Origin of the sequence: Vibrio cincinnatiensis (assembly GCF_022113815.1) — a bacterium.
Lineage (GTDB): Bacteria > Pseudomonadota > Gammaproteobacteria > Enterobacterales > Vibrionaceae > Vibrio > Vibrio cincinnatiensis_A.
In genome coordinates this window covers 1-14022 of record NZ_SGOM01000016.1, presented here as the reverse complement: position 1 = coordinate 14022, position 14022 = coordinate 1, and the positions used below count along the sequence as shown (strand labels likewise).

Annotated in this window: 14 protein-coding genes and 4 tRNA genes; 10 read left to right on the top strand and 8 right to left on the bottom strand. The window is 45.2% G+C overall.

From position 1 onward, the window contains the following. Positions 1–5 precede the first annotated feature (5 nt). The gene (locus tag EXA13_RS15270) at positions 6–1154 is read right to left on the bottom strand and encodes a DUF2066 domain-containing protein (protein WP_238133922.1); all 1149 of its coding nucleotides are present in this window, start codon (positions 1152–1154) and stop codon (positions 6–8) included. Between the two features lie 212 nt (positions 1155–1366). Here EXA13_RS15270 and EXA13_RS15265 point away from each other — a divergent pair, with 212 nt between their 5' ends. After that, on the top strand, positions 1367–2614 hold the full coding sequence (locus EXA13_RS15265; protein ID WP_238133921.1) for a uracil-xanthine permease family protein: 1248 nt from the start codon (positions 1367–1369) through the stop codon (positions 2612–2614). Between the two features lie 43 nt (positions 2615–2657). On the opposite strand, the gene ybaK is transcribed toward EXA13_RS15265, so the two are convergent. The 7 genes from ybaK to hemA all read right to left on the bottom strand — a co-directional run bounded on the left by ybaK (position 2658) and on the right by hemA (position 8551). Continuing rightward, entirely contained in the window at positions 2658–3137 is a 480-nt protein-coding gene (gene ybaK / locus EXA13_RS15260; protein ID WP_238133920.1) for a Cys-tRNA(Pro) deacylase, read from the bottom strand. A gap of 76 nt (positions 3138–3213) precedes the next feature. Then, complete coding sequence (gene kdsA / locus EXA13_RS15255; RefSeq protein ID WP_238133919.1) at positions 3214–4065, bottom strand: 3-deoxy-8-phosphooctulonate synthase; 852 nt, start codon at positions 4063–4065, stop codon at positions 3214–3216. A 22-nt stretch (positions 4066–4087) separates the two neighbouring features. Continuing rightward, the gene (locus EXA13_RS15250; protein WP_238133918.1) at positions 4088–4897 is read right to left on the bottom strand and encodes a SirB1 family protein; all 810 of its coding nucleotides are present in this window, start codon (positions 4895–4897) and stop codon (positions 4088–4090) included. A 22-nt stretch (positions 4898–4919) separates the two neighbouring features. Continuing rightward, entirely contained in the window at positions 4920–5303 is a 384-nt protein-coding gene (locus tag EXA13_RS15245) for a SirB2 family protein (RefSeq protein ID WP_238133917.1), read from the bottom strand. A gap of 15 nt (positions 5304–5318) precedes the next feature. Beyond that, a complete protein-coding gene (prmC, locus tag EXA13_RS15240) occupies positions 5319–6161 on the bottom strand; it encodes a peptide chain release factor N(5)-glutamine methyltransferase (RefSeq protein WP_238133916.1) in 843 nt (280 codons plus the stop codon). A 3-nt stretch (positions 6162–6164) separates the two neighbouring features. After that, positions 6165–7253 (bottom strand): peptide chain release factor 1, encoded by a 1089-nt coding sequence (gene prfA / locus EXA13_RS15235; protein WP_238133915.1) that lies wholly within the window; start codon positions 7251–7253, stop codon positions 6165–6167. A 38-nt stretch (positions 7254–7291) separates the two neighbouring features. Further along, positions 7292–8551, bottom strand: coding sequence for a glutamyl-tRNA reductase (gene hemA, locus EXA13_RS15230; RefSeq protein ID WP_238133914.1), 1260 nt, complete (start codon positions 8549–8551; stop codon positions 7292–7294). Positions 8552–8842: 291 nt separating this feature from the next. Here hemA and lolB point away from each other — a divergent pair, with 291 nt between their 5' ends. The 9 genes from lolB (at position 8843) to EXA13_RS15185 (ending at position 13899) form a co-directional block, all read left to right on the top strand. Then, positions 8843–9454: a lipoprotein insertase outer membrane protein LolB gene (gene lolB, locus EXA13_RS15225; RefSeq protein ID WP_238133913.1), complete on the top strand. Its 612-nt coding sequence runs from the start codon at positions 8843–8845 to the stop codon at positions 9452–9454. Next, positions 9436–10323, top strand: a complete 888-nt coding sequence (gene ispE, locus EXA13_RS15220) for a 4-(cytidine 5'-diphospho)-2-C-methyl-D-erythritol kinase (RefSeq protein WP_430794496.1) — start codon at positions 9436–9438, stop codon at positions 10321–10323. The genes lolB and ispE overlap by 19 nt, the downstream gene beginning before the upstream one ends. 29 nt (positions 10324–10352) lie before the next feature. After that, complete coding sequence (locus EXA13_RS15215) at positions 10353–11297, top strand: ribose-phosphate pyrophosphokinase (RefSeq protein WP_238133912.1); 945 nt, start codon at positions 10353–10355, stop codon at positions 11295–11297. Between the two features lie 148 nt (positions 11298–11445). Next, complete coding sequence (gene pth / locus EXA13_RS15210; protein WP_238133911.1) at positions 11446–12036, top strand: aminoacyl-tRNA hydrolase; 591 nt, start codon at positions 11446–11448, stop codon at positions 12034–12036. Positions 12037–12047: 11 nt separating this feature from the next. After that, positions 12048–13139 carry a redox-regulated ATPase YchF gene (gene ychF / locus EXA13_RS15205; protein ID WP_238133910.1) on the top strand — a complete coding sequence of 364 codons (1092 nt, stop codon included), beginning with the start codon at positions 12048–12050 and terminating at the stop codon, positions 13137–13139. A 291-nt stretch (positions 13140–13430) separates the two neighbouring features. Further along, positions 13431–13507: transfer RNA gene (locus tag EXA13_RS15200), tRNA-Met, on the top strand. Positions 13508–13545: 38 nt separating this feature from the next. Next, positions 13546–13630: transfer RNA gene (locus tag EXA13_RS15195), tRNA-Leu, on the top strand. Positions 13631–13668: 38 nt separating this feature from the next. Beyond that, positions 13669–13743, top strand: a tRNA-Gln gene (locus EXA13_RS15190). 79 nt (positions 13744–13822) lie between these two features. Further along, positions 13823–13899, top strand: a tRNA-Met gene (locus EXA13_RS15185). The last annotated feature ends 123 nt before the right edge of the window (positions 13900–14022 follow it).

Genomic DNA, 14022 nt, shown 5'->3' with positions numbered 1-14022 from the left:
CGTGGCTAATCTTTCCAAGAAAAATAAAGCATTGTCTCTTGTGGCTGCGCCGTTGTGGGCAGATCGGGCTCAACCCACTCTGATGATGACTCATCCGTTTCTGATGAATGGGATGGTCTTGATACCTCTTGCTGAGAAGGCGACGTGAATGGGCTTTCCATCACGGGGGCTGCTCGTTGAGTAATCTGTTTCATTCGTAACACTTCTTGTACAAACCCATCTTCATCGGCCAATAAATGTACATTAAAGGTGACTTCATCCCCTTTAATTTTAACGACATCTAATGAAGCGACAGAACTTAAACGCATCAGTGCCCTTTCTAAGGCAAAGAAAGCTTGAGCACTACGAACGGGTTTAAATTCAGCCAACAATTTTTGAGAAGATTCACTGCTGACCAATACCCCTCCTTTCTGCGCATAATAGTCGCTAATCTCATCAATCAAGGTAGTGATGGCTTGCGCACCACTGGCTTGGCCAACCAATGGTTTTTTCGGCGATGCTAACATCTGTTCAGCAGGTTGATCATACAGCGTCCAACGCAGCTGTGTTCCTTGTACTCGTATCACTAAAACAGCATCGGTCGGATAACGTTGACTAGCAAAACTGATAGGTTGCGTAAAACCTCCCCATAAATCCGAGGTTTGAATCCCAGTAATATCATCAAAATCGCCAACAGGCATGGTTAATGGCAACCCACGCTGCTGAGCTCGACTTTTCAGTTGCTGCATTAATTCGCTATTTGAATGTTCCCAACTGATATGGCGGTCATAGTTTGACTCTTCTATCAACCACACTAAGAGGTTGGTTCGAGTCTCTGGCCAAAACGGTAATTGAGCCTGAGTCAATAAAGTGCGGACATGAGGAGCACTGAAAGCCATTTTAAGGGTTTTATTGCCTCCTTGCTGACCATAACTCATTTGATTTAAATATTGAGCGCTTTGCCGTAATGCTTTTTGGACAACCTCATTATTAACCGAGTCCTTATCACCGGAAGCACGAATAATGACTTCCTGTAAACCTCTCATTCTGGCGTTGGTTTCTGCATCACTTTGTTGCTCATCAATCACAACTTCAGCTTGATATAGGTTAACTTTAGAAGAAGCAAGCCCAGGTAGGCTCATTAATCCCATAACCAACAACAGTAAATAGCGCATAGTATTCCCATCTCCTCACGAGTAAGCATTGATGATAAGCAACTATCCCCCTTCGAGCAAGGCACCCCACTCACGCCCTTGTCAAATTTTCTCCAACTTTTGATTACTTACAAAGAAAACCGGAATGGCAAAAGTTTGATCTGTTTTCCATGGCAATCGTTTGCAAAAGTGATAAAATCCCGCGAATTTTGTTCAGCATCAGGGAAAATACGATGAAAAATGCCATTCAAGGCGCACAAATGTTATTTGTTGCATTTGGAGCGTTGGTTCTGGTTCCATTGCTTACTGGGCTCGACCCTAACGTAGCACTGTTCGGTGCCGGTATCGGTACTCTTTTATTCCAACTTATCACCCGCCGTTCAGTCCCTATCTTCCTCGCCTCTTCCTTCGCTTTTATTGCTCCTATTATGTACGGTGTTCAAGCATGGGGAATTGCTGCAACCATGGGAGGACTAATGGCCGCCGGTGTGGTTTATGTTCTACTGGGCGCAATCATCAAAGTGCGTGGCGTTGCTATTGTGCATAAATTACTGCCCCCTGTTGTGGTCGGCCCAGTCATTATGGTGATTGGTTTAGGCCTTGCGCCTACGGCTGTCAATATGGCGTTGGGAAGAACTGGTGATGGTTCTGTGCAGTTGGTCGATGCGCAAGCCGCCCTATGGATTTCTGCGATTTCCTTATTAGTCACCGTAGGGATGAGTGTTTTTGCTCGTGGCTTTTTAAAGCTGATTCCTATCTGTGCAGGTATTGCCGCAGGTTACAGCGCTTCGCTTTATTTTGGTGTGGTCAGTTTTGCCCCCGTTCAACAAGCGGCATGGTTTGCTTTACCTAACTTCACTTTCCCTGAGTTTAATATTAATGCCATCTTATTTATGATTCCGGTCGCCATTGCTCCTGCGGTAGAGCATGTGGGCGATATGCTCGCCATTTCCAATGTCACCGGAAAAGATTACCTGAAAAAACCGGGCCTACATCGCACGATTGCTGGTGACGGAATTGCAACCATGGCAGCCAGCTTTGTCGGAGCGCCACCGAATACCACTTATAGTGAAGTCACTGGCGCGGTTATGCTGACTAAAGCGTTTAACCCCGTCATTATGACTTGGGCTGCGATCACGGCGATCATTTTAGCGCTAGTTGGTAAGCTAGGGGCCTTGCTACAGACCATTCCGATTCCTGTTATGGGCGGGATTATGATTTTGCTGTTTGGTTCTATTGCAACCGTGGGGCTTAATACCCTGATCAAAAATCAGGTGGACCTGCATAAATCTCGAAACTTAGTCATTGTTGCCGTTACGCTCGTATTTGGTATTGGGGGTATGGCCTTTGGTATTGGCGACTTTAGCCTGCAAGGGGTCAGCCTATGCGGTATTGTTGCTATTATCTTAAACCTGATTCTACCTAATGACCTTGGTGAGAATCAGGTGGTGGATAACACTCAGATTGAAGAACATCAATAATAATTAATGTTCTGACGGCTGCTAGTTGCGCCTTGTATTCCCTTTAAGATTCTTGGCACAAATCGGCAAAATTGCCTCTGGTGAGCAGTGCTAACTCATTGGGGGCCAATTCAATTTCTAACCCTCGTTTACCCGCACTGACACAAATGGTTGGTAAATTTTTAGCACTGCTGTGAATAAACGTCGGCAATAATTTTTTTTGCCCTAGTGGGCTGATCCCCCCCACCACATAACCCGTCGTTTTTTGCGCAATTTCAGGGTTCGCCATTTCTGCTTTTTTTGCCTTGGCTGCTTTTGCAGCTAGTTTTAAATTTAACTTTTGCGCAACAGGAATTACCGCGACCGCTAAATTTTTTTCTTCTCCATTCAAACAAAAAAGGAGCGTTTTAAATACCGTATTGGGATCTTGCCCAAGCGCTTCTGCGGCTTCTAAACCATAGCTAGGATGGCTAGGATCGTGCTCATATTGGTGGATGGTGTGAGCCACTTTCTTTTTCTTAGCCAAATTAATTGCAGGGGTCATAATCCATCGCTCCTTATCACCCAAAAATAAAAAACGAGTAAGGAAGCCTCACTCGTTTTTACCTCGTAATGCCCAATTAACGAATATCGATCGGGGCAAAACTCTTAATTAAGTCATCTAAATTTTTCATCTGCGCCAAGAAAGGCTCTAACTTATCGAGTGGTAATGCAGAAGGGCCATCGCATCGTGCTTGATCTGGATTGGGGTGCGCTTCAATAAACAACCCGGCAATACCGGTTGCGAGACCAGCTTTAGCCAGTTCAACCGTTTGCTCACGGCGGCCACCCGATGCCGCCCCTGATGGGTCACGCATTTGTAGCGAATGAGTGACATCAAAAATAATAGGGCTGCCCTTTGACGCTTTTTTCATGACCCCGAAACCCAGCATATCAACCACTAAGTTATCGTAGCCATGGCACGAACCTCGTTCGCAGAGAATAATCTTATCATTGCCACATTCGGCAAACTTCTCAACAATATTCCCCACCTGACCTGGGCTCATAAATTGAGGCTTCTTGACATTAATTACTGCCCCAGTTTTTGCCATGGCTTCCACTAAATCAGTTTGACGCGCAAGAAACGCCGGTAATTGGATAACATCAACCACATCAGCAACAGGCTGAGCTTGAGCTTCAGTATGAACATCAGTAATGATTTTCACACCAAACGTCTCTTTTAATTCTTGGAAGATACGCATACCTTCTTCCAAACCTGGGCCACGATAGGAATGCACTGAACTGCGATTCGCTTTGTCAAACGAAGCTTTAAAGACATACGGGATACCCAGTTTTTCCGTCACTTTTACATAGTGTTCGCAGATCTGCATCGCAAGATCGCGCGATTCCAAAACGTTCATCCCTGCAAATAGTGTGAAAGGTTTATCGTTAGCAACCGGAATATCACCGATGTGAACAATTTTTTGTTCCATGTTTAATTTCTCTTCGTTGTGATTAATGCAGCGTCACTGGGTTATGAGTGAGTGCATTCATTTGATTCTTTAACAGTTCGGCCGCCGGATCTTCAGGGCAATGCTGAATAAAATATTGATAATCCGAGAGAGCAACCTGATGGCAATCCAACTGTTGGTAAATAAAGCCACGATCGCGGATTTCATACGGATCGTCAGGCACAAACGTTAACGCTAAATTGGTACATCGCAACGCCAAAGTATAACGCTCTTCCCGCAGTAACGCACTTTTCAGCAACGCTAACCAGCGACCAATAATCGTTGGGTGGTCGGCTGGAGTAAGATGTTCTGGCTGTAACTGGGCTAATGGCCCCCGATGCCCCACAAGCCAAGCATTAAGAATATGAGCAGACACATATTCTCCAGAAAAAGGATTAAGATACAAAGGCTCTTCTTCGGGCCAGCACACTTCCAGTAAAAACTGAGTTGGGAAGGTAATACCACGAACAGGAAAATCAAACTGTCGAGCAAAATAAAGTAATAAAGCGCCCAAACTGACGGGAATCCCTTGGCGACGCTCTAACACTTTATCCATAAAACCATTTCGTGAATCAAAATAAGCATCTTTATCACCACAAAACCCCCACTGACGATAAAACAGTGCTAATAACGCCGCAAAACGTTGTTTCGGTTCAAGAGCTGTAGGTAATGTTTCTTTTGCCTGATGCAATAATGTCCGTAACTCAGCCAGAGCCCATTCTACTTTTGTCTCTGGATTGATGGCTTTATTTAAAGCGAGAGCCCCTTCCACCAGCTCCATCGCATCAAAATCTTCATCAAATAGGTTCAACATAGTATTACTCTAGCTTATGGAATTAACTAAAAAACATCGGGGCTTTACTCATGGCCACTTTCCCAGCCATCACTAACCAGCCCATCGCTCCAAGAAAAGCAAAGGTGCGCAGTAATTTATTTCGACCAAACTTGAGCGCAAAAAAGCCCAGAGTGATATAAGCAAGGACACAGGTTACTTTGTCTGTCATCCAAGGCGCGGCCGAGGTATAAGGAATAAACCCGGTGATCACAATCAGACCAATCCCTGTACCAAGGAGTAAACTATCATTGATATGAGGGAAAACCTTGAGGAATTTATGCTGTAACCATGGTGAGTCCATCATCATAAGCAAATAACGAACCGTCAATAAAAAAGCACTGAGCGCAATCGTCAATAAATGGAGATGTTTGAGTCCTTCGTACATATTTTCCTCTTAAAATCAAAATCGAGCGATGGTCACTCGATCATTACCCGCATAGTCTTGCTCTGTTGTAATAGATTGATAACCTAACTCTCTTAGAATCGCTTGAACAGCGATAGCTTGGTCATAACCATGTTCAAAAAGCAGCCATCCATCTGCTAATAAATACTCTCTCGCAGTTTTAGCGATATATTTGATATCAGCCAGCCCATTGTCCGCAGCAACTAATGCACTTTTCGGTTCAAACCGAACATCGCCCTGAATTAAATGGGGATCATGTTCTTCAATATAGGGTGGGTTTGAGACAATCAAAGCAAACTTTATACCGTCTGCCAGTGGGGAGAACCAACTACCTTGCAAAAATGTGACATTGGTAATCTGCAAACGTTGGCTATTTTCTATCGCCAACTGGTGTGCTTCATGGCGTAGATCGATCCCCATAACTTGACGAGAAGGTAATTCAGACGCCAATGCTAATGCTATGGCACCGGTTCCCGTCCCAAGATCAAGGATGTCACCCGGTATTTGTTCTGCTTTTTCTAGAGCCAATTCCACTAAACGTTCAGTATCAGGGCGAGGTATTAGCGTAGACGGTGCCACTTTGAGCGGCAATGACCAAAACTCTCGCTCACCAATGATATAAGCCACTGGCTCACCGCTAAGGCGTCGGGTTAATAGTGCATCAAACTCGGCTCGCTGCTCAGGTGTGAGCATTTTTTCGGGCCAAGTTAATAAATAAGAGCGTGGTTTTTGCAACACATGGCAAAGTAATACGGTGGCATCAAGCGACGGCGAGTCGCTGCCGCTCTCGGCTAAGCGTGTTTTTGCTAAGGCGACTAACGCCTCAATACTCATCGACATCCGTTAATTTTGCTCTGCCAAGGCCGCTAATAAATCGGCCTGATGCTCTTGTATAACCGGATCAACCAAGGCTTGTAGATCGCCTTCCATCACTTCACTTAATCGATAAACGGTTAAGTTAATACGATGATCTGAAACTCGCCCTTGTGGATAATTATAGGTACGAATGCGGTCACTGCGATCCCCTGAACCTAAAAGGTTACGTCGGGTATCCGAAATTTCCGCCGCTCGCTTTTCTTCTTCTGCTTTAGCAATACGAGCCGCCAAAACAGACATCGCTTTGGCTTTATTCTTATGCTGAGAACGTTCATCCTGACATTCCACCACAATTCCGGTTGGTAAGTGGGTAATACGAATGGCAGAATCGGTCGTGTTAACGTGCTGACCGCCCGCGCCCGATGAACGGAAAGTATCAATTTTAAGATCAACTGAACGAATTTCTGGAATTTCAGCTTCAGGAATTTCCGCCATCACGGCAACCGTACATGCTGAAGTATGTACTCGCCCCTGAGATTCTGTCGCCGGAACCCGTTGCACGCGATGACCGCCTGATTCAAATTTCAAAATACCATAGGCACCATCGCCACTGACTTTGGCAATCATCTCTTTATAACCACCATGCTCCGCTTCACTGGCCGACATCACTTCAATTCGCCATCCTTTCTTCTCGGCAAATCGGCTATACATACGGAATAGATCGCCGGCAAAAATCCCGGCTTCATCACCACCAGCACCAGCTCGAATTTCTAAGAAACAGTTCCGATCATCATTCGGATCTTTAGGTAATAGAAGAACTTGCAGATCCTCACTTAAGCGTTCAATCGCCGCTTTGGCTGCTTTAATTTCTTCTTGCGCCATTTCACGCATTTCAGCATCGTCTTCATTGGCCATCTCTTCGGCGGCGACTAAGTCTTCTTGAGCTTGCTGATAAGCTTGGAAACATTGGGTGATTTCTTCAAGTTGTGAATACTCTTTAGAGAGTGCACGGAACTTGTCTTGATCACCGATTACGGTTGGATCACCCAATAAGTGTTGCACTTCTTCATAGCGCTCCACCAGAGATTCAAGCTTAACTAAAATCGATGCTTTCATAGTGTCTTCTTTAATAAAAATAGGTAAGGAATGACGAATTATTGCGGGTCATCAAGACCCAAACTTTGTCTGATAATAGCCAGTTTCGCTGGCTCCCCCTGCTCGGCGGCCATTTGCAACGCCCGAGTCGGAGTGTGAATGAGTTTATTAGTCAATTTATTACTGAGTTCGATCAGCAGCTTCTCAGGATCCCCCCCTGCCGCCAGCGCTTGTAAACTCTTGCCGAGTAGATCTTCGCGAATCTCATTTGCAGCCTTGCGATAATCTCGAATGCTATCGACGGCCTGTAAGGAGCGTAACCAGCTCATAAAGTCCGCGCTTTCTTCGCTCACAATCACTTCAGCTTGAATCGCCTCGATTTTCCGCTGCTGTATATTGCTATCCACGATCGACTGCAAATCATCGACTGAATAGAGATATGCATCATCCAAATCTCCAACTTGAGGTTCAATATCACGAGGAACCGCAATATCAATCAACAAAATCGGTTGGTGACGACGAACTTTAAGAGCGCTTTCTACCATCCCTTTCCCGATAATGGGCAATGGGCTTGCTGTTGAACTGATGACAATATCCGCATGGACCAAGTAGTCAGGAATCTCATTAAGAGTAATGACTTCGGCATTAAAATCCTGCGCTAACACCTTTGCTCTCTCAAGGGTTCGGTTAGCAACAATCATTCGTTTACAGCGATGACTGGCCAAATGCTTTGCCACCAGCTCAATTGTCTCTCCAGCACCAACCAGTAACACCGTCGCCTCGGCAAGCGATTCAAAAATGTGTTTAGCTAAAGTGCACGCGGCATAGGCTACAGAAACGGCACTCCCACCAATTTCTGTTTCAGTACGAACACGCTTCGCAACGGAAAACGCTTTTTGGAATAGCTTTTCTAACGCTGAATCGACCATGCGGCTCTCTTTAGAGTCCGCATAAGCTTGCTTAACCTGCCCCAGTATCTGAGGCTCACCCAAGACCAGTGAATCCAATCCACACGACACTCGCATTAAATGGCGAATCGCCGCTTGCTCTTCATGAATATATAAGCTGGGTTTTAATTCTTCAGGGTGTACCTGATGAAACTGCGATAACCATTCAACTAATTTATTCTTACTTGCCGCTTTTACATCACAGTAAAGCTCGGTACGGTTGCAAGTAGACAGGATCACACTCCCGTTTACATAAGGGTGGTTTGAGAGATCACGTAACGCTTCAGACAACTTATCCGGTCCAAAGGCCACTTTTTCTCGTAACTCAACCGAAGCCGTATTGTGATTGATACCAATAGCAAGCAAGGACATCTATCGAGGATTCTCAGGTAAGAAATGGATTAAGCGACGAATTTTACTTGATGCACCTAGTTATTGAAAGAGCCAGCAGGATTTGTTTTCCCGAGTTCGTGATATCAGTGATATAGTAAACGCGACTTTCAGACTCAAAACACGTAAAGTGACAGATAACAATCCGAATAAAAGCCGCTATGTACATAATGGAATGGCTGTGATGAGAATAAACGTTCGCAGAACCAACGAGAGTGTTGCTAAAAATCGGGCGAGTTAACCTCTATTGAATGGATAAATAACGAGCACACCATGACTACTAAGCCACGTATTTTCCTGCTGTTTTTTTTCATTGCTGTCTTAACTGGCTGTAGCACCATTTCGCAGCCGATCGGTGATGTCCAATGGCAAACGCATCTGGCTCAGCTAGAGCAAATCAGACAGTTCCAGTTGGTGGGTAAATTAGGTTATCGTTCACCCGATCAGCGCCAGTCACTCAATTTTCAGTGGCAAAAAAGCCTCACAGGGACCCAATTAAGGCTCACCACCTTTCTTGGACAAACCGTCTTGAACTTATCGATCAATGAACACGGAGCTGAGGTTCAAACTCATGATCGCCGCTATCGAGCAGCCAGTGCTCAGCAATTGGTTCAGCAGTTGACGGGCTTAGATATTCCCATTGAATTATTACAAGATTGGATATTAGGGCTACCGTCCCAAGCCGATCAATTTGAACTCAATCGCCATAATACACTGGCTTGGCTAGATAAAACGGCTGAACATCGGACTTGGCGAGTAAATTATCAACATTATCGTGAATACCCATGGCAACAAATGAGCCTACCTTTACCGGATAAACTCACGCTATCGCAAGAGACGACCTCCATCAATTTAGTGATTTCGCAATGGACGTTAACCCCATGAACCCGCACTCCACAACTTGGCCCTCTCCGGCTAAACTGAATCTTTTTCTCTATATCACCGGACAACGACCCGATGGTTACCACGAATTACAAACTCTGTTTCAATTTATCGACTACGGTGATGAGCTCACCATTACCCCCACTTCCGATGGAATAATTCATCTCACCCCAGAGTTGCCTGGCGTTGCTGAGCAAGACAACCTCATTTGGAAAGCAGCAAAAGCTCTCCAGAAACAAACTGGGTGCTTACAGGGCGCTCATATTCATCTCACCAAACGATTACCGATGGGCGGAGGTATTGGTGGTGGGTCATCAAACGCTGCAACCGTATTGGTCGCTCTAAACGCATTATGGAAAACCAATTTAACTGATGAACAATTAGCCAAGATTGGATTGGCACTAGGAGCTGACGTTCCAGTATTCATTCATGGAAACGCAGCCTTTGCTCAAGGTATTGGTGAACAACTGCATCCGGTTGCGCTCGATGAGAAGTGGTTTTTGATCATCCGTCCAAATGTCAGTATTGCCACTAAAGATATTTTTACTCATCCCAATTTGCCAAGAAACACGCCAAAGCGTGATTTTACGACACTTCTCGCCACCGAATACGAAAACGATTGCGAAAAAATTGTCCGAATGCTTTACCCAGAGGTTGATAAGCAACTTTCATGGCTGCTACAATACGCGCCGTCAAGATTGACCGGGACGGGGTCTTGCGTTTTTGCTGAGTTTGTGAGCAAGAAAGATGCAGAAGCTGTCCTTGCCAGACTCCCTGACGACGTCTCAGCGTTTGTGGCCCAAGGGCGCAATACATCACCGCTAAAAGAGACACTGGCTGACTACCAATCAGCCCACACCCAACCTAATTAAAAACTGGACGCAACCCTGAGGTTTCCACCGTGCCTGATATGAAGCTATTTGCTGGTAACGCCACACCTGAACTAGCCCAACGTATTGCTGATCGTCTATACATCTCCCTTGGTGATGCTACTGTTTCACGTTTCTCTGATGGAGAAGTGGCAGTGCAGATCAACGAAAATGTTCGTGGTAGCGATGTATTTATTATTCAATCTACCTGTGCGCCAACCAATGACAACCTAATGGAATTGGTGGTAATGATTGACGCAATGCGCCGCGCTTCAGCAGGCCGTATTACTGCCGTTATTCCTTATTTTGGTTATGCCCGCCAAGATCGCCGAGTGCGCTCTGCTCGTGTACCGATTACTGCAAAAGTTGTTGCAGATTTCCTTTCTAACGTTGGGGTTGACCGAGTGTTAACCATTGACCTACACGCAGAACAAATACAAGGCTTCTTCGATGTCCCTGTTGACAATATTTTCGGTACCCCGGTACTACTAGAAGATATGAAAGCGCGTAGCTTAGAAGATCCTGTTGTCGTTTCTCCAGATTTGGGTGGCGTCGTTCGCGCTCGCGCAACAGCAAAAGCACTGGGTGACATTGATATTGCTATCGTTGATAAGCGCCGTCCTCGTGCCAACGTGTCTGAGGTGATGAATTTAATCGGTGATGTAGAAGGTCGTGACTGTGTGATTGTCGACGACATGATCGACACTGGTGGGACTTTATGTAAAGCGGCTGAAGCACTTAAAGAAAGAGGAGCTAAGCGAGTATTTGCTTATGCAACGCATGCTGTATTCTCTGGTAATGCCGCTAAGAACATCAAAAACTCCGTTCTTGATCAAGTCATTGTGACTGACTCCATCACTTTATCAAAAGAAATGGCCGCAACAGGAAAAGTTTCTCAGTTGACGCTTTCTAGCATGTTAGCGGAAGCGATTCGTCGCATCAGCAACGAAGAGTCTATCTCGGCAATGTTTAACTAACAGTCCGATAACACTCACTACTGTGAAAACGCCTCATCAATGATGGGGCGTTTTATTTCATCACTGACCACATAGGGAGCTATCTCGCCCTATTGCGCTTTTCTATGCTATCATACCGCGCTTTTTCGTTTCCGAAGGGATCCTAGCCTTGAGTCAACCAATTAAATTACTTGTCGGACTGGCCAACCCGGGACCAGAGTACGCAAATACTCGGCACAATGCCGGAGCATGGGTGGTAGAAGAGCTGGCTCGAGTCCACCACTGCGTACTAAAAAATGAGCCAAAGTTTTTTGGTTTAACGGGTCGAATCATGGTTAATGGTGAAGATCTACGTTTACTGATCCCCACCACTTTTATGAACTTATCCGGTAAAGCCGTTGCCGCTATGGCGAAGTTTTATCAAATCAATCCAGAGCAGATCATGATCGCGCATGATGAACTTGATCTTCCTCCAGGTATTGCCAAGTTTAAGCAAGGTGGTGGACATGGGGGTCACAATGGCTTAAAAGACACCATCAGTAAACTAGGCAACAATAAAGAATTTTACCGTCTTCGAATTGGCATCGGTCATCCGGGACATAAAGATAAAGTAGCAGGCTATGTGCTAGGCAAAGCTCCCAGCAAAGAGCAAGAGTGCATACTAGCTGCGGTCGATGAATCGGTTCGCAGCCTAGATATTTTACTCAAAGATGGCCTAACAAAAGCGCAAAATCGCTTACACACGTTCAAAGCTGAATAAGGTTACAAAGCATGGGTTTTAAATGTGGCATTGTCGGTTTACCTAACGTTGGTAAATCCACTCTTTTTAATGCACTAACAAAAGCAGGTATTGAAGCGGCAAACTTTCCGTTTTGTACTATCGAACCAAACACAGGTGTGGTTCCGGTTCCTGATCTGCGCCTTGATGCGCTTTCAAAAATTGTTAATCCACAACGCGTTCTACCAACGACAATGGAATTTGTGGATATTGCAGGCCTTGTGGCTGGAGCTTCCAAAGGCGAAGGCTTAGGAAATAAATTCTTAGCCAACATCAGAGAAACCGATGCCATTGGCCATGTCGTACGTTGTTTCGAGAATGAAAATATCGTACACGTAGCCGGTAAAGTATCACCACTTGAAGACATTGAAGTCATCAACTTAGAGCTAGCTCTCGCCGACCTAGACAGTTGCGAACGTGCAATTCAGCGTCAAGCGAAACGTGCTAAAGGCGGAGATAAAGACGCGAAGTTCGAACTGACCGTGTTAGAAAAACTATTACCGGTTCTGACTGAAGGGGGTTCAGCTCGTTCAGTACCACTGACAAAAGAAGAACTCGCGGCAGTGGGTTACCTAAACTTCCTAACCCTTAAGCCCACCATGTATATTGCTAACGTCAATGAAGAGGGATTTGAAAACAACCCTTATCTCGACGCGGTTCGTGAGCACGCAGCAAAAGAACAAGCCTCCGTCGTGGCTGTCTGTGCAGCAATTGAATCAGAATTGTCTGAATTAGAAGATGCAGAACGTGATGAATTCTTAGCCGATTTAGGTATTGAAGAACCTGGATTAAACCGAGTCATTCGCTCTGGTTACGAACTGCTGGACTTACAAACTTACTTTACCGCAGGTGTCAAAGAAGTTCGTGCTTGGACGATTCCTGTTGGTGCAACCGCTCCGCAAGCGGCGGGTAAAATCCATACCGACTTTGAACGTGGCTTCATTCGCGCTGAAGTGGTCGGTTACGATGACTTTATCCAATACAATGGAGAAAGTGGCGCTAAAGAAGCGGGTAAATGGCGTCTAGAAGGAAAAGATTATATTGTCAAAGATGGCGATGTGATCCACTTCCGTTTTAACGTCTAAACTTATCTCCGAATAACAAAGCCAACCTTGTGTTGGCTTTTATCGTTTATATATTGCGCAAAGATTGAAAAATAGTATCGAGTTAAAAGTAATAAAGTTGTCGCTTTAACACCCGTTTTTGATCAGAAACGGCGCTCTTTGTTTAAAAAAAACTCGAACGGCTGATTTCAGAGAATTTATTCAAAAAAACTATTGACGCTCTGAGGCCATATCCGCATAATGCGCACCGTTCTCAGCGATAAGGCAATTCATCACTGGGAATAACAATAGCAAATAAAACACTATTGTCTTGGCTACGTAGCTCAGCTGGTTAGAGCACATCACTCATAATGATGGGGTCACAGGTTCAAATCCCGTCGTAGCCACCATTTCCTAAGCGCTCTTTTTTAGAGTTTTTAGGAAAAATGCGGAAGTGGCGAAATTGGTAGACGCACCAGATTTAGGTTCTGGCGCCGCAAGGTGTGAGAGTTCAAGTCTCTCCTTCCGCACCATAATTAGGTCAAACTTTTTGTTAAAGTATGACTGCTGTAGGTCTATCGCCAAGCGGTAAGGCAGCGGCTTTTGATGCCGCCATTCCCTGGTTCGAATCCAGGTAGACCTGCCATTATTCCTTAAGTTTCAATGTGTAAAAACTATTGGAACTCAAAGCGAGATTGTATTATAGTTTCTCGCTCTGAAAAGATGGCTACGTAGCTCAGCTGGTTAGAGCACATCACTCATAATGATGGGGTCACAGGTTCAAATCCCGTCGTAGCCACCATTTATTTAACGTTATTTATTTGATAAATGACGTTTGATACCGAGACGCGGAAGTGGCGAAATTGGTAGACGCACCAGATTTAGGTTCTGGCGCCGCAAGGTGTGAGAGTTCAAGTCTCTCCTT